At 38.5% G+C, this 19983-nt stretch carries 24 protein-coding genes; 19 read left to right on the top strand and 5 right to left on the bottom strand.

Translation table 11 applies throughout. The features are described from left to right. Positions 1–2: 2 nt before the first annotated feature. On the top strand, positions 3–1763 hold the full coding sequence (locus MKX82_RS14005) for a peptidoglycan D,D-transpeptidase FtsI family protein (RefSeq protein ID WP_233313066.1): 1761 nt from the start codon (positions 3–5) through the stop codon (positions 1761–1763). A gap of 126 nt (positions 1764–1889) precedes the next feature. Further along, the gene (locus tag MKX82_RS14000) at positions 1890–2531 is read left to right on the top strand and encodes a YrrS family protein (protein WP_233313067.1); all 642 of its coding nucleotides are present in this window, start codon (positions 1890–1892) and stop codon (positions 2529–2531) included. 43 nt (positions 2532–2574) lie between these two features. Here MKX82_RS14000 and MKX82_RS13995 read toward each other — a convergent pair whose 3' ends face one another. Beyond that, positions 2575–2781, bottom strand: a complete 207-nt coding sequence (locus tag MKX82_RS13995) for a DUF2536 family protein (RefSeq protein WP_233313068.1) — start codon at positions 2779–2781, stop codon at positions 2575–2577. A 188-nt stretch (positions 2782–2969) separates the two neighbouring features. Between MKX82_RS13995 and MKX82_RS13990 the strand changes: the two genes are divergently transcribed. The 7 genes from MKX82_RS13990 (at position 2970) to MKX82_RS13960 (ending at position 7702) form a co-directional block, all read left to right on the top strand. After that, positions 2970–3605, top strand: a complete 636-nt coding sequence (locus tag MKX82_RS13990) for a class I SAM-dependent DNA methyltransferase (RefSeq protein ID WP_233313069.1) — start codon at positions 2970–2972, stop codon at positions 3603–3605. 19 nt (positions 3606–3624) lie between these two features. Then, on the top strand, positions 3625–4320 hold the full coding sequence (gene mtnN / locus MKX82_RS13985; RefSeq protein WP_233313070.1) for a 5'-methylthioadenosine/S-adenosylhomocysteine nucleosidase: 696 nt from the start codon (positions 3625–3627) through the stop codon (positions 4318–4320). A 157-nt stretch (positions 4321–4477) separates the two neighbouring features. After that, the gene (locus tag MKX82_RS13980) at positions 4478–5401 is read left to right on the top strand and encodes a PLP-dependent cysteine synthase family protein (protein WP_341077893.1); all 924 of its coding nucleotides are present in this window, start codon (positions 4478–4480) and stop codon (positions 5399–5401) included. After that, the gene (locus MKX82_RS13975; RefSeq protein ID WP_237941732.1) at positions 5402–6535 is read left to right on the top strand and encodes a bifunctional cystathionine gamma-lyase/homocysteine desulfhydrase; all 1134 of its coding nucleotides are present in this window, start codon (positions 5402–5404) and stop codon (positions 6533–6535) included. It begins immediately after the preceding gene. 134 nt (positions 6536–6669) lie between these two features. Then, complete coding sequence (locus MKX82_RS13970; RefSeq protein WP_233313073.1) at positions 6670–6915, top strand: YrhC family protein; 246 nt, start codon at positions 6670–6672, stop codon at positions 6913–6915. 458 nt (positions 6916–7373) lie between these two features. Beyond that, positions 7374–7526, top strand: a complete 153-nt coding sequence (locus MKX82_RS13965; protein ID WP_233313074.1) for a YrzI family small protein — start codon at positions 7374–7376, stop codon at positions 7524–7526. A 35-nt stretch (positions 7527–7561) separates the two neighbouring features. After that, on the top strand, positions 7562–7702 hold the full coding sequence (locus tag MKX82_RS13960; protein WP_233313075.1) for a YrzI family small protein: 141 nt from the start codon (positions 7562–7564) through the stop codon (positions 7700–7702). A 231-nt stretch (positions 7703–7933) separates the two neighbouring features. Here the strand turns inward: MKX82_RS13960 and MKX82_RS13955 are convergent, their stop codons facing one another. Beyond that, the gene (locus MKX82_RS13955; RefSeq protein WP_237941731.1) at positions 7934–9871 is read right to left on the bottom strand and encodes a fructose-1,6-bisphosphatase; all 1938 of its coding nucleotides are present in this window, start codon (positions 9869–9871) and stop codon (positions 7934–7936) included. Positions 9872–10167: 296 nt separating this feature from the next. Between MKX82_RS13955 and sigK the strand changes: the two genes are divergently transcribed. Then, positions 10168–10890: an RNA polymerase sporulation sigma factor SigK gene (sigK, locus tag MKX82_RS13950; protein ID WP_233313077.1), complete on the top strand. Its 723-nt coding sequence runs from the start codon at positions 10168–10170 to the stop codon at positions 10888–10890. A 56-nt stretch (positions 10891–10946) separates the two neighbouring features. On the opposite strand, the gene MKX82_RS13945 is transcribed toward sigK, so the two are convergent. Then, positions 10947–11258, bottom strand: a complete 312-nt coding sequence (locus MKX82_RS13945; RefSeq protein ID WP_233313078.1) for a hypothetical protein — start codon at positions 11256–11258, stop codon at positions 10947–10949. A 281-nt stretch (positions 11259–11539) separates the two neighbouring features. Between MKX82_RS13945 and MKX82_RS13940 the strand changes: the two genes are divergently transcribed. The 4 genes from MKX82_RS13940 (at position 11540) to MKX82_RS13925 (ending at position 15114) form a co-directional block, all read left to right on the top strand. Continuing rightward, the gene (locus tag MKX82_RS13940) at positions 11540–11992 is read left to right on the top strand and encodes a hypothetical protein (RefSeq protein ID WP_341077888.1); all 453 of its coding nucleotides are present in this window, start codon (positions 11540–11542) and stop codon (positions 11990–11992) included. A 60-nt stretch (positions 11993–12052) separates the two neighbouring features. Further along, positions 12053–12835 carry an N-acetylmuramoyl-L-alanine amidase gene (locus tag MKX82_RS13935; protein ID WP_341077886.1) on the top strand — a complete coding sequence of 261 codons (783 nt, stop codon included), beginning with the start codon at positions 12053–12055 and terminating at the stop codon, positions 12833–12835. Positions 12836–12967: 132 nt separating this feature from the next. Continuing rightward, positions 12968–13159, top strand: a complete 192-nt coding sequence (locus MKX82_RS13930; RefSeq protein ID WP_233313081.1) for a sporulation protein YjcZ — start codon at positions 12968–12970, stop codon at positions 13157–13159. A gap of 161 nt (positions 13160–13320) precedes the next feature. Next, complete coding sequence (locus MKX82_RS13925) at positions 13321–15114, top strand: M3 family oligoendopeptidase (protein ID WP_233313082.1); 1794 nt, start codon at positions 13321–13323, stop codon at positions 15112–15114. Positions 15115–15143: 29 nt separating this feature from the next. Here the strand turns inward: MKX82_RS13925 and pssA are convergent, their stop codons facing one another. Further along, positions 15144–15683, bottom strand: coding sequence for a CDP-diacylglycerol--serine O-phosphatidyltransferase (gene pssA, locus MKX82_RS13920; RefSeq protein ID WP_233313083.1), 540 nt, complete (start codon positions 15681–15683; stop codon positions 15144–15146). A 125-nt stretch (positions 15684–15808) separates the two neighbouring features. On the opposite strand from pssA, the gene MKX82_RS13915 reads away from it, so the two are divergent. After that, complete coding sequence (locus tag MKX82_RS13915) at positions 15809–16594, top strand: phosphatidylserine decarboxylase (protein ID WP_237941728.1); 786 nt, start codon at positions 15809–15811, stop codon at positions 16592–16594. Positions 16595–16628: 34 nt separating this feature from the next. Here MKX82_RS13915 and MKX82_RS13910 read toward each other — a convergent pair whose 3' ends face one another. After that, entirely contained in the window at positions 16629–16769 is a 141-nt protein-coding gene (locus tag MKX82_RS13910; RefSeq protein WP_233313084.1) for a sporulation histidine kinase inhibitor Sda, read from the bottom strand. 423 nt (positions 16770–17192) lie between these two features. Between MKX82_RS13910 and MKX82_RS13905 the strand changes: the two genes are divergently transcribed. From MKX82_RS13905 to yhbY, 4 genes are read left to right on the top strand one after another with little or no spacing between them, the layout of a single operon-like run. After that, complete coding sequence (locus MKX82_RS13905) at positions 17193–17708, top strand: YqeG family HAD IIIA-type phosphatase (RefSeq protein ID WP_233313085.1); 516 nt, start codon at positions 17193–17195, stop codon at positions 17706–17708. 3 nt (positions 17709–17711) lie between these two features. Further along, on the top strand, positions 17712–18815 hold the full coding sequence (gene yqeH, locus MKX82_RS13900; protein ID WP_233313086.1) for a ribosome biogenesis GTPase YqeH: 1104 nt from the start codon (positions 17712–17714) through the stop codon (positions 18813–18815). A 34-nt stretch (positions 18816–18849) separates the two neighbouring features. Then, positions 18850–19680 carry a shikimate dehydrogenase gene (gene aroE / locus MKX82_RS13895; RefSeq protein WP_341077876.1) on the top strand — a complete coding sequence of 277 codons (831 nt, stop codon included), beginning with the start codon at positions 18850–18852 and terminating at the stop codon, positions 19678–19680. Beyond that, positions 19681–19974, top strand: coding sequence for a ribosome assembly RNA-binding protein YhbY (gene yhbY / locus MKX82_RS13890; protein ID WP_233313088.1), 294 nt, complete (start codon positions 19681–19683; stop codon positions 19972–19974). Positions 19975–19983 lie beyond the last annotated feature (9 nt).

Below are 19983 nucleotides of genomic sequence, written 5' to 3'. Positions count from 1 at the left end.
TTATGTGGAGAAAGAGAGCAATATTTATCGGTGTATTTTTTATTTGTATGCTTGTTGTGCTGCTTGCAAGACTTGTGCAAATACAGCTTGTGGAAACAGAACATTTTACTAAACATAATATTAACTTAGTGGAAGCTAGTGTGAAGCAACGATCACAGGAGATGGTACTGGATAACGGCCGCGGGGGATTTTTGGACAGAAATGGGGAGTCGCTGACACAGCAAACGAAAACAGTTCTTATTCTATTTCCGTTTTTAAAAAATATGGAATGGGACAGTAGAAAAATTGCGGATATTATTGGGACAACTGAATATACTTTAACGAAAACGATAGCGGAGGCAAAAGAGCCTGTAGTCCTTGGTGGCAGCAAGCCGGTAGAGCTTTCCGCAAAACAAATGACCGATATTAATAATTTGAAAATTCCCGGTGTATTTGCCGTTAATAAAAAATTCAGGGTCCAAAATGAGTTAGCTGAACAACTGTTAGGGATTACCGGTCAAAATGAAGCAGAGCTTGAAATAAGATACCCTGACAAAAAACTGTCTTATGACACATTAATCGGGTTAACGGGACTAGAAAAAAGCTTTGATGAGTTTCTTCTCCCAGATGGAGAATCTAAGCTTGTCTATCATGTCGATGCCACAGGAGGTCCGTTGTTTGGAACGAACGTTAAATATGTGGAGCCTGGCAATCCATTTTATCCTGTAAATATTAAAACGACCATTGATAAAGAATTACAAGAAGTGGCAGAAGAGCTGGTGGACAAGCATAATATCAAAAAAGGCGGACTTGTGCTTTTAGATATAGAGACAAATTCAGTTGCCGCTATGGTATCTCGTCCTATTATTGATAAAAATCCTTATGAAACAGATGGTATTAATAATTTTATGCTTAAACAGCAGATAGTCGGTTCTGTTTTCAAAACCGTAGTGGCAGCAGCTGCGATAGATAATAAATTGAATAATGATGATGCCATTTATAACTGCAGCCAAAAAATAAATGGAGATCCAGACCCTGTTTATCAGCATGGTATGCTTAATTTCACAAACAGCTTTGCTGTCAGCTGCAATAATACTTTCGCAACAATTGCCAAAGAGTTAAAGGATATTGACAAAAATATCTTAGAAGATTACGCAAAGAAGCTGTCTTTAACAACAACGACAGGCTGGGAAGGGACTATTTTTCATTCAAGCGACTTTAAGCAAATACAAGATGAAGAAAAAGGCAGAGTGTTCCTTTCAGAGGATGCAAAAAAGGATAAGAATTATGTAGCATTGACAGGCATTGGTCAGAATGAAGTCAGGGTTACACCAATAGCTGTTGCCAACATGATGGCTACAATCGCCAGAGGCGGGGAAAAGCAGGCAGTCAGAGTGGCCTCTGAGATAGAATATAAAAATGGCAGTACATTGTTGAAATTCGATCAGAAAAAGCTAGATGGTGAAACGATTTCGCCATATACAGCACAAGAACTTCAGAAGCTCTTAAGAGAAGTTGTTGAGAACAAAGAAGGTACAGGAAGATGGTTTCAAGACTTGCCGTATGAAGTTGCCGGTAAATCCGGTACGGCAGAGACTGGCATCTATAAGGGAGAGGAACAGCTTCATAATAAGTGGTTTGCAGGCTATTTTCCATATGATAAACCCAAATATGCCTTAGTTGCAGTCAACCTTGAGGTATTCGCAGATGAAGGAGGAGTCAATCCGCTATTTGCTGATATGGTAAAGGCGGTTTATGACCATGAAGAGAGTCATGCTCAATAGAAAATACCCATTTTCCTTTTCACTATTCAAAAGTCATGATAGAATATGTACAGCCTTTGTTGGCTTAAATACAGATATTAATTAAAAGTAAATACAAATGTATGAACAATAGGGAGGAGAAACAAGTTGAGCACAGACACTAACGATAATGTTCGAAGCAGATCTGAACAGCGTTCAAAGAGGAAAAAAACGAATATTATTCTTAATGCCTTAATCATTCTTGTGATAGCATTAATTGTTTTTGTCTCTTATTCCATTTTCAGTGATGGTGATAATAAGACAGATAACCAGGAAAATAAGAAAACTGCCCAAACAGAGAGTACAAAAGACGAGCAAGCTTCCGCTCAAGCAGATAATGATGCTGCAAAAAGTACAGACGACTCTGAAAGTGATGAAGAGCAGGAAACACAAAAAGATGGAGAGGCTATTATCACCGAAGGCGGAAGTGATTCAAACGTCATTAAAACCATCGAGAATCCTTCATGGGAGCCTGTTGGAACAACGCAGTCAGGTGAACATACAGCTTCCTACTCAGCAGGTGTTGATTGGGATGAACAGTTAAAAGCTTTGGCATACGGAACAGGAATAGATGAAGGCAATATGGTTGTTTGGTTTTTAGGGAACAATAATAAAGATCAGAATAAATCAATCGGCACTGTTTCTACAAAGGATAAAAGCGAAAAATATCGCGTTTATATTGAGTGGGTGGACGGCAGCGGCTGGAAACCGACAAAAGTAGAGGAAATCAATGATTTAAATATACGTTAAATGAGTGAAACTGCTTATAATCTTATAAGCAGTTTCTTTTTTGTTATTTTTTTATTTTAAAATGAACCATAACCGTATGATAAGGTCTGCCGTTTTCTTGGAGTGTTGTTTGGTGATTGACAGAATGGACCTCAAGCAGGATTGCTTTGTTAATTTCAATTTGTTCTGTAATTTTTTTTTCGATAGTACTTAAAGAATCACCTTCAAAGAACTCTACTTTATCCTTTATAATATCTAGCTGGAAATTCATCCTTTACTTCCTTTCAATAAATAAAATAGTCTCTTTTCCTATTTTATCATATGTCATGAAACAAGGAGACATTGTCTTCAACACAATTATTGAAAAAGGCATAGGGGATGTGGTAAATTATGAACATGACTCTTGTCTAATTCATAGTATGTATATTGGAATTGTTTGCTATGAAAGGGGCATGAGAAATGGGTAAAGAATTTATGGAGATCTTTGAAAAATGGGCTGACACTTATGATGAAAGTTTAACAAAAGATATAGAATACAAAGAAGTGTTCCGAAACTACGAACAGATATTAGATGAAGTGGCAAACCGGGCTTACGGCACAGTAGTCGAATTTGGCCCAGGCACTGGGAACTTGACTTTAAAGCTTGCAGATAAAGGATTGTTTGTTACAGGTATAGAGCCTTCCAAAGCTATGCGGAAATTAGCAGAGGAGAAGCTGAATGAAAAAGCAGTGGTGAAGGATGGAGATTTTCTTAACTTCTCAACAGAGAGTGCGCCAGATGTTTTCGTGAGCACCTATGCTTTTCATCATTTAACAGATGAAGAAAAAGCAGAAGCAATTACTCTTTATAGTAATTTACTGCCTTCATCTGGTAAAATAGTTTTTGCGGATACGATGTTTCGTTCCGAAGAAGACTATGAAAAAGCAAAAGATGCCGCTGCAAAAAGTGGTTTCCATAACCTGGCTGAAGACTTAGCTCGTGAATACTATTCCACTATTCCCGTATTACAGAGGATGTTAGAGGAAGCAGGCTTTACTGCCGCATTCACCCGCTTAAATGAGTTTGTTTGGATCATGGAAGGAACAAAAGTGTAGCTTAGAAAGAGGGAAGTACATGAAAATAGCAATAATCGGTGCAATGGAAGAAGAAGTTGCCATACTCAGAGAACAAATGGACAATAAGAAAGAGCAGACAATTGCCGGATTTCAATTTATTGAAGGTAATCTTGCTGGGAAGGATGTTGTTCTGCTTCGCTCAGGCATAGGCAAAGTTAATGCTGCGATGAGCACGACTATTCTGCTGCAAACGTTCAAACCGGACTATTTAATCAATACAGGCTCTGCTGGAGGATTAAACCCTGACTTGAATGTCGGCGATGTTGTCATCTCAGACGAAGTGAGACATCATGATGTGGATGCGACTATATTTGGTTATGAATACGGTCAAGTACCGCAAATGCCTGCGAGTTTTGCAGCAGATAATGGTCTAATCCAGATAGCTGAATCAAGCGCGAAGGAAATAGGGGAGTATGCTGTTGTCAGAGGCCTTATTACAACAGGTGATTCCTTTATTAATGATCCGGAAAGGGCAGCCTTCATCAAGACGAAATTCACTGGATTACAGGCTGTAGAAATGGAAGCAGCTGCAATAGCTCAAGTTGCCTATCAGCATGAAATTCCATTTGTTATCATTCGTTCTCTATCGGATATAGCTGGAAAAGAATCACATCTTTCCTTTGATCAATACTTAGAAAAGGCAGCAGTCCATTCGGCGAACTTAGTAGTGGGAATCGTTCAAAAAATGAACTGATTATAGCGGGGAGTCCTAATAATAGGAACTTCCCCGATTCTAGCATTTAATTCTGACTATTCAAATAGGGATAGCTGTGATAAGCGGTAATCGGTATAAATTGCAAACAGAGTTAGAAGCAAAACAGGCAATGATATATAGAAGGAGGGAAATGATCATGAGAGTTTACAACAATGTGCATCAGCTTATTGGCAATACACCAATGGTTGAGATTACCCATTTTCCTTTGCCCAATGAAGTTCGTATATTTGCAAAGCTTGAGTATTATAATCCAGGAGGAAGTATTAAAGACAGACTGGGAATCAAGTTGATCCAAGATGCTTTTGAGACAGGGAAGCTGAAGAAAGGCGGAACGGTTATTGAACCGACTGCAGGGAATACAGGAATCGGCTTGGCTCTTGCAGCATTAAATCAAGATGTGAAAGTAATCGTCTGTGTGCCAGAAAAATTCAGCGTGGAAAAACAGCAAGTTATGAAGGCATTAGGAGCAGAAATTGTCCATACCCCAACAGCAAAAGGAATGGCTGGTGCGATTGAAAAGGCGAAAGAGCTGCAAAAAAGCATTCCCGATTCCTTTATTCCAGGCCAATTCGAAAACGAAGCAAACCCAGACACCTATTACAAGACACTTGGACCGGAGATTTGGGAACAGCTCGAAGGCAATATTGACGTTTTTATTGCAGGTGCAGGTACGGGCGGGACATTTATGGGTACCGCCCGATATTTGAAAGAACAAAAACATTCAATAAAAACGGTTATTGTCGAGCCAGAAGGATCGATCCTAAATGGCGGGAAGTCTGGCCCTCATAAAACAGAAGGGATTGGGATGGAGTTTCTGCCACCTTATATGGACCCAGCTTACTTCGATAAAATTTATACAGTCAGTGATAGCGATGCCTTTTTAAAGGTGAATGAGGCAGCGCTTAAGGAAGGCCTGCTTGTGGGAAGCTCCTCAGGGGCAGCCCTATATGCCGCCTTGGCAGTAGCGAAACTAGCTGCACCAGGCACCAATATAGTTGTAATCCTACCGGACAGCAGCGACCGCTATATAAGTAAAAAGATTTTTGAAGGAGGAATTTAAATGAAACGCAAAACGATGCTCATTCACGGAGGAATACCAGGAGATCCGCATACAGGTGCTGTCAATGTTCCAATTTATCAAGTCAGCACTTATAAGCAAGAAGGAGTAGGCAATCATAAAGGGTTTGAATATTCACGAACAGGCAATCCTACCCGCCACGCCCTGGAGGAGCTTATAAAGGATTTAGAGCACGGAACTAGGGGATTTGCATTTAGCTCCGGAATGGCAGCTATTACGGCGGTTATAATGCTGTTTAAACAAGGCGATCATATTTTAATAACAGATGATGTTTATGGTGGCACATTTCGGGTAATAACAAAGGTGCTTAATAAATTTGGAATAGAAGCTACCTTTATTGATACGAGCGATATCGACAATATAAAAGAAGCAGTAAAAGAAAATACCGTGGCACTTTATATCGAAACACCGACAAATCCGTTGCTGAAAATCACTGATATTCAAGCAGCTTCCTTTGCAGCGAAGGAGCTTGGATTAGTAACGATTGTTGATAATACCTTCTCCACACCATATTGGCAAACACCATTAACACTCGGTGCAGATATCGTCTTACACAGTGCTACAAAGTACTTAGGCGGCCATAGCGATGTTGTCTCAGGTCTTGTTGCAGTTAAGAATGAGAAACTAGGAGAAGATTTGCATTTTATTCAGAATTCCACTGGAGGAGTGCTTGGACCGCATGATTCATGGCTGTTAATCCGCGGAATGAAAACGTTAGGTATTCGAATGGAGGAACATGAAAAAAGCGCCAGCGAAATCGTCGCATTCCTTGAAAAGCATCCTGCTGTATCTAAAGTGTACTATCCAGGACTGGAAACACACCCAAATCATGAAATCAGTAAAAAACAAGCGTCAGGTTTTGGCGGAATGATCAGCTTTGATGTTGGCAGTGCAGAAAATGCCGATAAGCTTCTTAGCAAAGTAAAGTATTTTACTTTAGCAGAAAGTCTTGGGGCAGTGGAAAGTCTAATATCTGTACCAGCAAAAATGACGCATGCATCTATTCCAGCAGAAAGAAGAGCAGAACTTGGCATTACCGATGGACTTGTCCGCATTTCAGTAGGTTTAGAAGACGTAGAGGACTTGTTAGAGGATTTGGAACAAGGCTTAAAATAAGAAGAAAACTGCCTTTTATAGAAGGCAGTTTTTTTCTTGTTATTATTTTCCTAACATGCTATCAATTGCTAAAGAAAAGACGACCATGCTTATGGTACAGTAGAGTTATAGAAAAGTAGAAAGCAGGGATAAAAATGGAGAAAACGTTGAAGGACTTGTCGGGGAAATTGGCAGACTACAAACGATTTGCCATTGTTTTGCTAGCTGTTGGAGTCTTTTTTTATTTAGGGGTTATCGTTCCGGCTGTTCATGAAGTGAAATGGCATGATGAAGCGATGGCAATTACTTCAGTCTTAACATTAGGTACATCTATTTTCTTTTTCGCTAAAGTAAAGAAATACAAAAAAATGATCAGTGATATGACAGATAACGATATGTAATAAAATATATATGCTACAAAGAGGATGAGAAAATCATGCTCTTTTTTTTATGCCCTTTAAATACAAGCATTAAACCTATTATTCAAAAACTTTAATATAAAAAACCCATATCTGGAAAAAGGGGTTTACAAAACTGGAAATCGAGGATATAATTGCCAATGTAAAAACTATTTCAAAAGGAGGTTGAATGATATGCAAAACGTATTTATCGGAGCAGCAGGCAAAATGACAACTCAATATGTTTATGCACGAATTCAACCAGTGATAATTTGGAATAGCTAATTCATTATAATAGCCTATCCAACCGCAGGTGAATTCTGTCCCTGCGGTTTTTTATATGCCTTTTTTTAAAAAGTGCCGCAGGAGCCTAGATTAACTGCGGTTTTTTTGCGCCTTTTTAATTAAAAATTAACATTTTAGTTAAATAATGGTAATGGCAACGTAAAGGGGGTGAGCAAATGACACTGAATATTCTATTTATGTCGATAACGATTAAAAAAAATCAAAAATCGCATGAGCAACATATGCATGATTTGCTAATGGAGCAATTAATAGAAGAAAACAACCAAAAGCAATTGCTGCTAGGTGATTTTCCCAGAAATATGTTTTAAGTAAGAAAAGTACGACTAAGAAGGAGGTGGTATAAATGACACTGAATCTATTGTTTTTTACCCTCATTATTCGCAAGCGGAAAGTAAGTACAGAGGAACATTTGCATCAAGCAAGAATTGAAAAGTTAATGGAAGAGCAGAAAGACAAACATATGTCACATCATCGATATTTATAATGTTTAATAATAGAAAAGAGAAAGGGTGAACAATATGATTATCATTTTGCAAAGGCGTCAATCAATCCTGTGGGTGGAGAAGGACTCCACCTAACGAAACTTAAAAGGAGAAGGCTATATGCATATATTTATTTTGTTGCTTTCGGCAGAATTTAAGTGGTGGTTAGAAAGAATCGGCAAGAAATCTCAATGAAAAAAGCTCATGCATCATTGTGATGCATGAGCTTCTAATTATCTCACTTTGTACCTGTATTCGAGAAGATGCTGGAGGTCGTCTCTTTGCTCGAGCAATTTCTCTCCTATGTTTGTTTCCATAACTCGTTTTCGCTTCAGCTCTCGGTCTACAACTCTTTTGACAGAAAGGACGTCTGTTCCTGTCTGAAGAACATCTTCTTTGCTAATAAAACGTTTATGTGCCACTAGCTGCATGCCATATGAGTTGTAAAGAAGGGTGTAGCCTGCTATCCCTGTTTTAGATTGATATGCTTTGGAAAAGCCGCCGTCAATAACAATCATCCTTCCATTAGCCTTAATCGGATTTTCTCCGTTTATTTCTTCAACAGGCGTATGCCCGTTGATAATATGGCCGTGATCAGGATTCATGTTGAATTCCTCAAGGATTCTTCTGCAAGTTGCTTCTTCTTCCCTTAACTGATAGTAAGGATTTTTCTGCTCTTTATGTATCGCTTTTTCCTTGATGAAATAGCGCTCAAAGGTAGTCATGTCTTTCTTTCCAAACAGCGAGGAATTTTCGCCTGTCCATAAATACCAAATCATATCTGTTGCCAGGTCATCCGTTATTTCAGGATGAGAGAAACTTTCGCGCAAGTATTTCTCAAACACATCAAGCAGCTTTTTGCCGCTGTACTCTTTGCCGTTTAGCTCCATTGTTTTCATACTGCCATCTTGATTTAACGGAATACAGCCATGGATCAGTAAGTTGCCGTTGTATTTTAAATAAAGGCTGCCTTTTTTCATTAAGAAAGTCATATGTCTTGCAAGCTTCTCAGAATGTTGAATCGAAAAAAGCAGCTTTTCTAAAACTTGTTCTTCTTCAGGCAAAAGCTTTGCCGGATCAGATGGATCAATGGTTGAAAAACAAGTGTTTTCAAGTTGATAGGTATTACCATGCAAAACAATCGTATTTGATTTGAAATCGATTTTATCTAAAAGGAGACGGTGCTCCATCTTAAAATCTGGTCGTCTTTTAATAATCGGCTGCTCTAATTTAAATTGTATCATGCTGATAGCCTGGTGGATTTTAGTGATTTGCAGGATATTCTCTTCGCCAATTTCTTCCCTTTTAGCATTCAGCTTCGGACGGAAGGCTTGGTTATCTTCATAATATTTCTCTGCAAGATTTAACAATGGTCTTAAATTAATGCCATAAGCATCTTCAATAATATCAAGGTTGTCATAGCGTGCACATATGCGGATAATATTGGCAAGGCATACTTTAGAGCCGGCAAATGCACCAATCCATAAAACATCATGATTTCCCCACTGAATGTCAACAGAATGATAGTCCATTAAGGTTTCCATAATTTTATCAGGATGAGGGCCTCTGTCGTATATATCGCCAACTACATGCAAATGGTCCACTACCAGTCTTTGAATCGTATATGCTAACCCTGTAATAAGCTTGCTTGCTTGACCAAGGGAGATGATTCTTTGGAGGATTTTTGAGTAGTATTCTTTTTTATTGTCGAGTTCGTCTTTTTTATACAGCAGCTCTTCAATAATATACACGAATTGCTTCGGCAGCTCCTTGCGAACCTTAGAACGAGTATATTTGGAAGAAGCATAGGAAACTAGGCGAACCATCTTTTCAATCGTTTCCACATACCATTCGTACAATAATTGGTCTGACTCGAATGAGTTGATAACAAGCTGGAGCTTTTCCTCAGGATAGTAAACAAGTGTAGCAAACTCGTCCATCTCTTTTTTGGAAAGCTCTTCATGAAACAATTCTTTAATCTTTTCCTTTACATTTCCAGAGCCGTTTCTCAAGACGTGCTGGAACGCATGGAATTCCCCATGCAGGTCACTGACAAAATGCTCAGTCCCTTTTGGCAGGTTTAAAATGGCATCCAAATTTATTATTTCTGTCACTACTTTTTCTTCACTATCGTATTTTTCTGTTAGCAGGTCTAAATATTTTGTATCCATCTGCACCTCTCCTATCGAAAAGTTGTCCAATTATTGTTAAAAAAACGCATAAGCCCATTTTATTCCTATTTTCCAGCCAAGGAAAGAAAAATCCTCTTTTAATTTACCTTTTTTCTAAAAATATAATTCCGCTTTAATGACTGCTTATACTTTTTTAGGATGTCCTTTATACCCTGCGGCAGATTATCGTAAACATAATTAATGGATATTTTCCTATTAATATTCGAGCGAGGACATGCAAGACATCCTCGACCTTTACATAGTAATGGAGTATAGGCAAAAGTGGAGGTGGAAATATGTCTGGGATAATTTATTCACTCGGGCTTTTAGTAAAAGAACTGTTATTTCTTGTGTCCTATGTAAAAAATAACGCCTTTCCCCAGCCGTTGTCTGCATCAGATGAAAAGAAGTACTTAAGACTGATGGCAGAGGGAGATTCACATGCACGGAATATGTTGATAGAACATAATTTGCGGCTTGTTGCACATATTGTGAAGAAGTTTGAAAACACAGGCGAGGATTCGGAAGACTTAATCTCTATCGGAACAATTGGGTTGATAAAGGGAATAGAAAGCTTTTCGGAAGGGAAAGGAACGAAGCTTGCCACATATGCAGCAAGATGTATTGAGAACGAAATACTTATGCATTTAAGAGCACTGAAAAAAACAAAAAAAGATGTATCCTTGCATGATCCGATTGGTCAGGATAAGGAAGGAAATGAAATCAGCTTAATCGATGTATTAAAGTCAGAATCCGAAGATGTAGTGAATACGATTCAATTGAATATGGAGCTGGAAAAGGTGAAAGAGTATATCGATGTGTTGGATGAACGGGAAAAAGAAGTTATTGTCGGCAGATTCGGGCTAGACTTAAAAAAGGAAAAAACACAAAGGGAAATTGCTAAAGAGCTTGGTATTTCAAGAAGCTATGTTTCCCGTATTGAAAAAAGAGCGCTAATGAAGATGTTCCATGAATTTTACAGGGCGGAAAAGGAAAAACGGAGAAAGGGGCAGGATTAGCCTCTAAACAAAGGGCTGTCTTTCGTGCAGCCCTCTTTTTTGTCACAACGAAACTTCTATTGCTTGTATCTTAAATATTCCCGATTAGAAGTAGGAACATTTTTAACAACTTCACCCTCACGATTCTTATAAATCTCGTATTCTCTGTATGTTTCTACAACAAATCCATCCTCTACCTGCGTATCTTCTAATTTATATTCTAATTCTGGCGCTCCATACACCTCCGAAGACGTGCTTGCCGGTTCACTTTCCGTTGTCTCACCATAAAAATAAACATAATCCTCATTAATCTTCGCAGTAGGTGTCTCCACATATGCAATAAAGGCAAGCAGAACAATTACAACGATTGCTGCAAGGCGTTTCTTCATTTTCTCTCCTCCTTCCTTACATATTTATGCATGTCCTTCCTACATATTCTTACTATGTGGCAGGAATGGTAGGATAGTTTGATGAAAAGGAAAATATTATCATTTATTGGTTCGTAAACACATATTCTTTAAAAAGTACATGCCCTAGACTTCAGCTGATTTTCCCTCCTGAAAAAAATTCGCAATTTGTAAATAAAATATAATAATAGTAATGTTTTTGAAATATAAATAAGCGTATAAGCGGATATGTAAGAACTACCCAGTAGGAGGATGAAGACTAAATGCTATTGAAACAGCTGCTTTTTTTATCCGTGTTAATTACTGCCATCATCTCGCCTTTACAGGAGACGAAAGACGTGAAGGCAGGCATTGAGGATACATGTGAACGCAGTGATAATGAGTGGAAAGCAACACTGAAAAACCTTCATAATAAAGCTGATATAGAGGCGTTGCAGTTAGGGGATTACAAGTCAATGACAGACGCTATGAATGGAAATGAAGTGTGGCGTTTTGATTTGTGTACAGTCAACCATTACAGCTATCCAGCCGAAATGGATGCTGTCGATATAAATGGTCTTACGGAAGATTCAGTTGAAAGAATTATTTTTATAAGCTTCTCAGAGAGTAACATCATTAGAAAATCAATGTACTACAAAGCGGATGACGGAAGTATTAGGGAAACCGTTCTGTTTAGTGACAGGATGGAAAAGGATCTTGTTTTAATTACAAATTAGTCATACGTACAAGCAATGATTCACCGCCTTTCTATAATAATAGTAAGGTGGTGAATTATAATGGCGAAAATATTTATTGATCCAGGCCATGGCGGCTCTGATCCAGGAGCTGTGGGAAATGGAATTCAGGAGAAGGATATCACATTGCGAATTGCGACAATGATTAGAGATATGCTTGTCAGTGAATACGAAGATGTAACAGTAAGGATGAGCAGAACCTCTGATGAAACGGTCAGCCTTTCAGAAAGATCTAATGCTGCCAACGCATGGGGAGCTGACTATTTTGTATCTGTTCATGTAAATGCAGGCGGGGGGGTAGGATTTGAAAGCTATGTTTACACTGGAGTTGGTGCTCCAACAACGACATACCAGACGGCAATTCATAATCGTATAATCAACCTATCTAACTGGAGCGACCGCGGTAAGAAAAAGGCGAATTTCCATGTGCTAAGAGAAACTAATATGCCGGCTATCTTGACAGAAAACGGATTTATTGACAATGCAACGGATGCAAATAAACTGAAAAGCGCTTCTTTCCTTTCCACATTGGCAAGAGGACATGCAGAAGGCATAGCCGATGCCTTTAACCTAAACAAAAAAGATACAGGCGGCGGCGGTTCTGGAGATCTATATAAGGTGCAAATCGGAGCCTTCAGGAATAAAGAAAATGCAGACAGCTTAGCAGAACAAGCAAGACGAGATGGGCTTGAGGCAGCAGTATTGTTTAGGGACAATCTGTATAAAGTCCAAATCGGAGCTTTTGCAAATCGTGCAAATGCGGAAGCGATGGAAGACAGAGCCAAGGATGCAGGCTATGCAACCATCATTTTAACAGAATCATAAAACTACAGTGCTTGGGTCTTTTATAAAGACTCAAGTTTTTTTATGAGCATAGAAAATCAATAAAAAATAGGACTGGCGCCTAACCCACCAGGCTATCTGCCGAATAGGTTAATAGGGAGGGGAGGTTTCATTATGACAGCATTCGGCTACCCATATCAATCCGTGCCAGGGGCACCGTTTTTAGCTGGTGGCTACCCGCCTCAAGCTGGATACGGCTATGGTGCACAGCAAGGATACGGAGCATGGTATGCATTATTGATTGTTCTATTTATTATCATTATTTTGTTTTGGGGAATTTGGGCATTTGGCAACTGTTTCTATTAAGCGTGATTATTCATCATTTGCCATCCTTTAGGCAAATGATTTTTTTTGCTGAAAACATATTTTGGTTAGTATCGTTTTTGCTTTCTTCTATTATAATAGATAGAAATTTTTTAATAATAAAACTATAATAATATAAGAAGTAATAAAGGGGGCGCATAACTTTGACAAACAAAACGTTTTCTGATGTATGGGATTTGGATGTTTTTTTTCCTGGAGGAAGCAGTTCGCAAGCATTTGTACAACATCTTGATGAAACTGGAAGTAATATAGAAGAATTTGCAAGGGCTGTAGGTAAATATGTTCCAATGGATGGAGCAGCCGAAAGGGAGACGGTGCGGCATATTATTTTCCTGTTTGAAGGAACTGTCAAAAAAATCCGTCAAGCAGGCGCATTCGTCAGCTGTCTGCAGGCGCAAAACATGAATGATAAAGAGGCAGATGCCCTAAGGGGGAAGGTAACGGAGCTTAGTGCCAAGTTTCAGAATGTTTTAACCATATTTGACGGAAAATTATCGCAATATGAGGAAAAGCAATGGGCGATTCTGCTTAAAGATGAAGAGCTGAAAGAACTGTCTTTCGTTCTTACAGAAAGAAGAACAAATGCCAGGCAGAAGCTCTCCGAAAAAGAAGAAATGCTAATCAATAAGCTTAGTATTGACGGCTATCACGGCTGGGGACAAATGTATGATACAGTTGTGGGCAGTATACAAATCCCATTTGAAGAAAATGGTGAAGTAACGTTTCTGTCTGTAGGGCAGGCAGCGAATAAATTCTCCAATCCAGATCGAAAAGTGCGCAAGAAGGTTTTTGCTGAATGGGAAAAGGCCTGGGATGAGAAAGGTGCTGTATTGGCGAAGACATTAAACCATCTTGCTGGATTCCGGTTAAATACATATGAAATGAGAAATTGGGATAATGTGCTCAAAGAGCCTCTTGAATATAACAGAATGGAAGAAAAAACGCTTGAAGCAATGTGGAGGGTAATCAGCAATAATAAGAAGCCTTTCGTTGAATTCCTAAATAGGAAAGCCCAGATGCTCGGCATAGATAAGCTGACTTGGTATGATGTTGATGCTCCGATTGGCAAGACTGAATCAAAGATGAGTTATCAGGAGGGTGCAGAATTCATTCTCAATCACTTTGAGAAGTTTGGGGAGGAAATGACTGGTTTTGCTAAGAAGGCTTTTGAGAACGCATGGATTGAAGCAGAAGACAGACACGGAAAAAGACCAGGAGGCTTCCATACTTACTTTCCTGAAAGCGGGCAATCAAGAATTTTTATGACATACTCTGGGACGCCGTCTAACGTATCCACATTAGCACATGAGCTGGGGCACGGCTTCCATACATATGCAATGAGGGATATGCATACACTGAACCGCAATTATGCGATGAATGTGGCAGAAACAGCTTCTACGCTTGCTGAGATGATTGTCGCAGATGCTGCTGTGAAAAACGCTAAGACTAAAGAAGAGAAAATCAGTCTGTTAGAGGATAAAATTCAGCGGTCTGTTGCCTTGTTAATGAATATACATGCACGCTTTCTCTTTGAGACCAGATTTTATGAGGAAAGACGCAAAGGGCTTGTAAGCAAGGAAAGACTAAATGAGCTTATGACAGATGCGCAAAAAGAAGCTTTCGGAGATGCATTGGCAGAATATCATCCGTCCTTCTGGGGCTCTAAGCTGCATTTTTATATCACAGGAGTTCCTTTTTATAACTTCCCATATACATTCGGCTATTTATTTTCTCTTGGCATTTACGCCAAAGCCATTCAAGAAGGAAAAGGATATGAAAGGAAATATATCGCCCTATTGAAAGACACGGCAAGCATGTCTGTTGAGGAGCTTGCGAAAAAGCATTTAAATGTGGATTTAACAGATGATGCTTTTTGGGAAAGCGCCATAAAAGTATGCATAGAAGATGTGGAAGAATTTATGGAGTTAACTAGGTAAATGGAAAAAGGATGCCTGCAGGCATCCTTTTATATTTTTCTCCATTTGAAATTAGCGATCATTAAAACAGATAAAATCAGAAGAAGAAACAAATACATTTGAGGCGGAACATAGTTTATACCCAGGCTGAAGAAGGTGATGATGCACCCAGCTGCTGTAATCGGCAAACCAGTGAAAAAGCCGTTGTTTTCTGTAATGTTGAATCGCGCCAAACGAAATGCGCCACAGCAAATATACAAGACGGCAAAGAAAGAACCGACTGCATTAAATTCAAACAATACTGCCTGGTAAATCAACAATGCTGGAGCAACTCCAAAAGAAATGATATCGCTCATAGAATCCAGCTGCTTTCCTAATTCTGATTCGATTTGGAACTTGCGTGCAGCCATTCCGTCCAACCTGTCTGCTAATGCAGCGATAAATATTAATAAAAGACTAAGCTGAATTTGGCCCTTTAAGCTGAAAATAATGGAAAACCCGCCAAGACCTAGATTTGTCAGGGTAAGGAAATTGGCAATCTGTGCCTTTAGCTTTTTTGCGGTTTGTTCTATCACTTCATGTAGAAACATCCCATTCACTCCTCGTATGAAATTTATTTCATACAAACTTTATTTTTTATATAATAATATTTAATTTTAATGTAATATATGATTGTTCGTAAAGAAAAATTTACAATTTACTGGAGGATTCTTCGTTGAAACAGTTTTTTTACCGATTATTAATAGAACTGACTAACAGCAGGTGGAGTTCTATGCTGATAAAAAAATTTGCTCATTCAAAAATCAGCACCAAGGTGATCCCTTCCTTTTCCAAAGTATACCAAATAAACCTTGGGGAAGCGGAAGAAAGTGTTGAATCGTTTTCGAATCTTCATGAATTTTTTGTTAGAAAGTTAAAATCTGGCGTCAGGGCAATACATAACAAGCATAATGGTGTAATAAGTCCTGTTGATGCTGTTATTGAAGACATCGGCAAAATTAAAAAAGACAAAACAATTACAGTGAAAGGCAAGATATACTCCATTGAAGAGATGCTGGACAAAGACGACACAATAGGAGATTATGAGGACGGTACTTATTTGATCTTCTATTTGAGCCCAAGTGATTATCATCGCATTCACAGTCCTGTTGCCGGAGAAATAGTTAAGCAATGGACTGCAGGAGAAAAATCATACCCTGTTAATAAATATGGCTTAAAATACGGAAAAAATCCTCTTTCTAAAAACTACCGAACAATTTCGGAAGTGAAAACAAATAGTAGCCATAATGTTGCGGTCGTTAAGGTAGGAGCAATGTTCATCAACTCTATTATTTTAAGTCATCAGCAAAATATGGTTGATATGGGTGAGGAAATTGCTTATTTTTCTTTTGGATCAACCGTTATTCTGTTGTTTGAAAAAGATGCATTTCAACTTCGGGAAGATATAAAAGCACCTTTCCAAGTTAAAATGGGAGAGCTTATCGGCGAATTAAAAAGCTAAATGCACAGAATAAAAAAAACCCGCGGTAGGCGGGTTAGGAGGAAACTTTTATCTTATTGCTTAATGAACGTCGGTGGATTTCTGTTTCAATGAGACGTATAAATTCAGGGCTTAAATCCAATTCCCTAGCCTTATGATATGACTCAATCAACAATTCATCTGACAGTTTGCGCATGTCAGGAAATCACCTCCAATCCATATTTTGTAAATTCTGTAAACGGTTAGTGAATATATTATCTAGTAACCTAACTTTAACAAAAATAAACATTTAGAACAACTGTTCTCTTATCCACAATCTATGGTGGATAACCTGTGGTTAAGTTGTTTGTAAGTATAAAGATGTTTATTATAACAAAGGGTATAATGTGAATAAGGTTATCCACAAATGCGGAATTTTGCGATTTTTGTCGAAAAATATTTTTAGAATATAAAAAAAAACAGACATAAACTTCTTTTCACGGGTAGAAAAAGGTATAATATTACTTTCATTAAAATTGTTTTTCGGATGGAAAATAATCAGTGTGACATACATACAACGTGAAAAACCTTAAATGCAAATAATTTCTGATCAACTAGTAGATAAAAGAGGTGTCAATCATTGTTAAATAATTTTTTGCCTGATCAGTTTGTCAAAAATATATTCGAAATAACACCAGAACTTCTGAAAGAAAAGGGAGTAAAGGGAATTATTACAGATCTTGACAACACGCTTGTTGAATGGGACCGCCCTTTGGCGACACCAAAGATAATAGAGTGGTTCGAAGATATGAAGAAAAACAATATAAAAGTTACAATCGTATCAAATAATAAGGAAGGAAGAGTAAAGTCTTTTTCTGATCCTTTAAACATTCCTTTTATCTTTGCGGCCAGAAAACCGATGGGGAAAGCCTTTCGAAGAGCGCTTTTAGAAATGAAGTTAAGTAAAGAAGAAGCAGTCGTAATAGGAGATCAGCTTCTTACAGATGTTCTTGGCGGGAACCGCAGCGGCTTTCATACTATTCTCGTTGTGCCTGTTGCCCAAACAGATGGTTTTGCGACAAGGATAAACAGAAAAATTGAAAGAAGAATATTGAATTGGTTCCGGAGAAAAGGAAAATTGACATGGGAGGATTAATAAGTGACTGAAAGAATACATTGCTTTGGATGCGGAGTTGCCATTCAAACAGAAAATAAAGAAGAACTTGGGTATGCACCTGCCTCTTCTTTGCAGAAAGAGACGGTTATTTGCCAGCGCTGTTTCCGCTTAAAGCATTATAATGAAGTTCAGGATGTATCATTAACAGATGATGATTTCTTGAAAATTTTAAACGAAATTGGCAGAAGCGACAGCCTGATTGTAAAGATTGTTGATATCTTTGATTTTAATGGAAGCTGGCTTCCAGGACTTCATCGATTTACAGGAAAGAATAAAGTATTATTAATAGGGAACAAGGTTGATTTACTTCCAAAGTCTGTTAACAAGCAAAAAGTGATCAACTGGATGAAAAAAGAAGCAAAAGATCTGGGGTTAAGACCTGCGGATGTCTTTTTAGTAAGCGCACAAAAAGGGCAAAGTATTAAAGAGGTACTGGAAGCTATTGAATCTCATCGCGAAGGAAAAGACGTTTACGTGGTGGGCTGTACGAATGTCGGCAAATCTACGTTTATAAACTCTGTTCTGAAAGAGGTGTCAGGAGAAGAAAATGTTATCACAACATCCCATTTTCCAGGGACAACTCTCGATATTATCGAGATTCCTTTAGCAGACGGCAAGGCGCTGGTTGATACTCCTGGGATTATCAACCATCACCAAATGGCCCATTTTGTCGATAAGCGGGACTTAAAAGTCATTACACCGAAAAAAGAAATAAAATCAAAAGTATTTCAGCTTAATGAAGGACAAACTTTGTTTTTTGGCGGTTTGGCGCGCTTTGATTTCACAAGCGGAGATCGGAATTCATTTGTTTGTTATTTCTCTAATGAGCTTGACATACACCGCACAAAGACGGAAAATGCAGATGCTCTCTATGAAAAACATGCCGGTGAAATGCTGACACCGCCGAAGCGAGACGAAATGGACCATTTTCCTAAGCTTGTGAAGCATGATTTCACTATTAGGGAAGCAAAAACAGATATCGTATTTTCTGGCTTAGGCTGGATCACTGTCAACGAACCAAACATTAAAGTTTCCGTGCATGTTCCCCAAGGTGTACATGCAATGATTAGAAAGTCGCTTATTTAAATAAAGAGAAGAGAAAATACGGGAGAGAGTGGATATGAAGAGGTTTGCGGTTATTGGTGATCCAATTAAACATTCCATGTCACCATTTATGCATAACGACTTGTTCCAGCACTATCAAATCGATGCCCAATATGATAGGGTTCATATAGAAAAGGGAAAGCTTGAAAAAGGGCTTGAACTGCTTAAGAAAGACGGTGTCTCAGGTTTTAACGTGACCGTTCCCCATAAGACGGATATCCTCCCTTTTTTGGATGAACTCGACCCACTTTGTAAAGCAATTGGTGCTGTTAACACGGTTGTGAACGAGCAGGGGAGATGGATTGGTTATAATACAGACGGATCTGGATATCTTACTGGTATTCTTAAGGTCATGCCTGACATTAAGGATAAAAAAACATTGATGATAGGAGCTGGCGGTGCAGCAAGAGCCATTTATTTTACGCTGGCCCATTATGGAGTAGAAACGATTGATATCACAAATCGGACTGTTGGAAAAGCGCAAAGCTTGAAAAGCTCTTGTCCGTTTCCGGTTAAGACAGCAATACTTGAACGGGAAGAAGCAGAAAGGCAGCTTGGTGAATACGACTTAATTATCCAGACAACTTCTATCGGCATGTCTCCAAATGTTGATGAAACCCCGTTAAATGTTGAAAACATAAAAGAAAATGCTCTTATAAGTGATATAATATATAACCCTCTAGAGCCTAAGATTCTGACAGAAGGCAGTAGGCGCGGGGCAATTGTTCAAAATGGAATTGAGATGTTTGTATATCAAGGAGCATTAGCCTTTGAGAAGTGGATCGGTCTTATGCCGGACACAGACAGAATGAGAAAAAATGTATGGAAACAACTAGGAGGCAATTAAATGCTAAAAGGAAAACAAAAAAGATATCTACGTGCAATGGCACATCACTTGAATCCAATTTTTCAAGTTGGAAAAGGCGGAGTCAATGAAAACATGATTAAACAAATCGCAGAGGCGCTTGAGGTAAGAGAGCTTCTTAAGGTGAGTGTCCTTCAAAACTGTGAAGAAGATAAGAATGTTGTGGCAAGTGAGCTTGCAGAAGGAACTGGGGCTGAGCTTGTTCAGCTGATCGGTTCAACAATTGTTCTTTACAAGGAATCAAAAGAGAACAAAACCATTAACTTACCATCATAATGGGTTAGA

Source organism: Niallia sp. FSL R7-0271 (assembly GCF_038005785.1).
Lineage (GTDB): Bacteria > Bacillota > Bacilli > Bacillales > Cytobacillaceae > Niallia.
The sequence above is the reverse complement of the archived record's forward strand: the minus strand, read 5'-3'. Positions and strand labels throughout refer to the sequence as shown.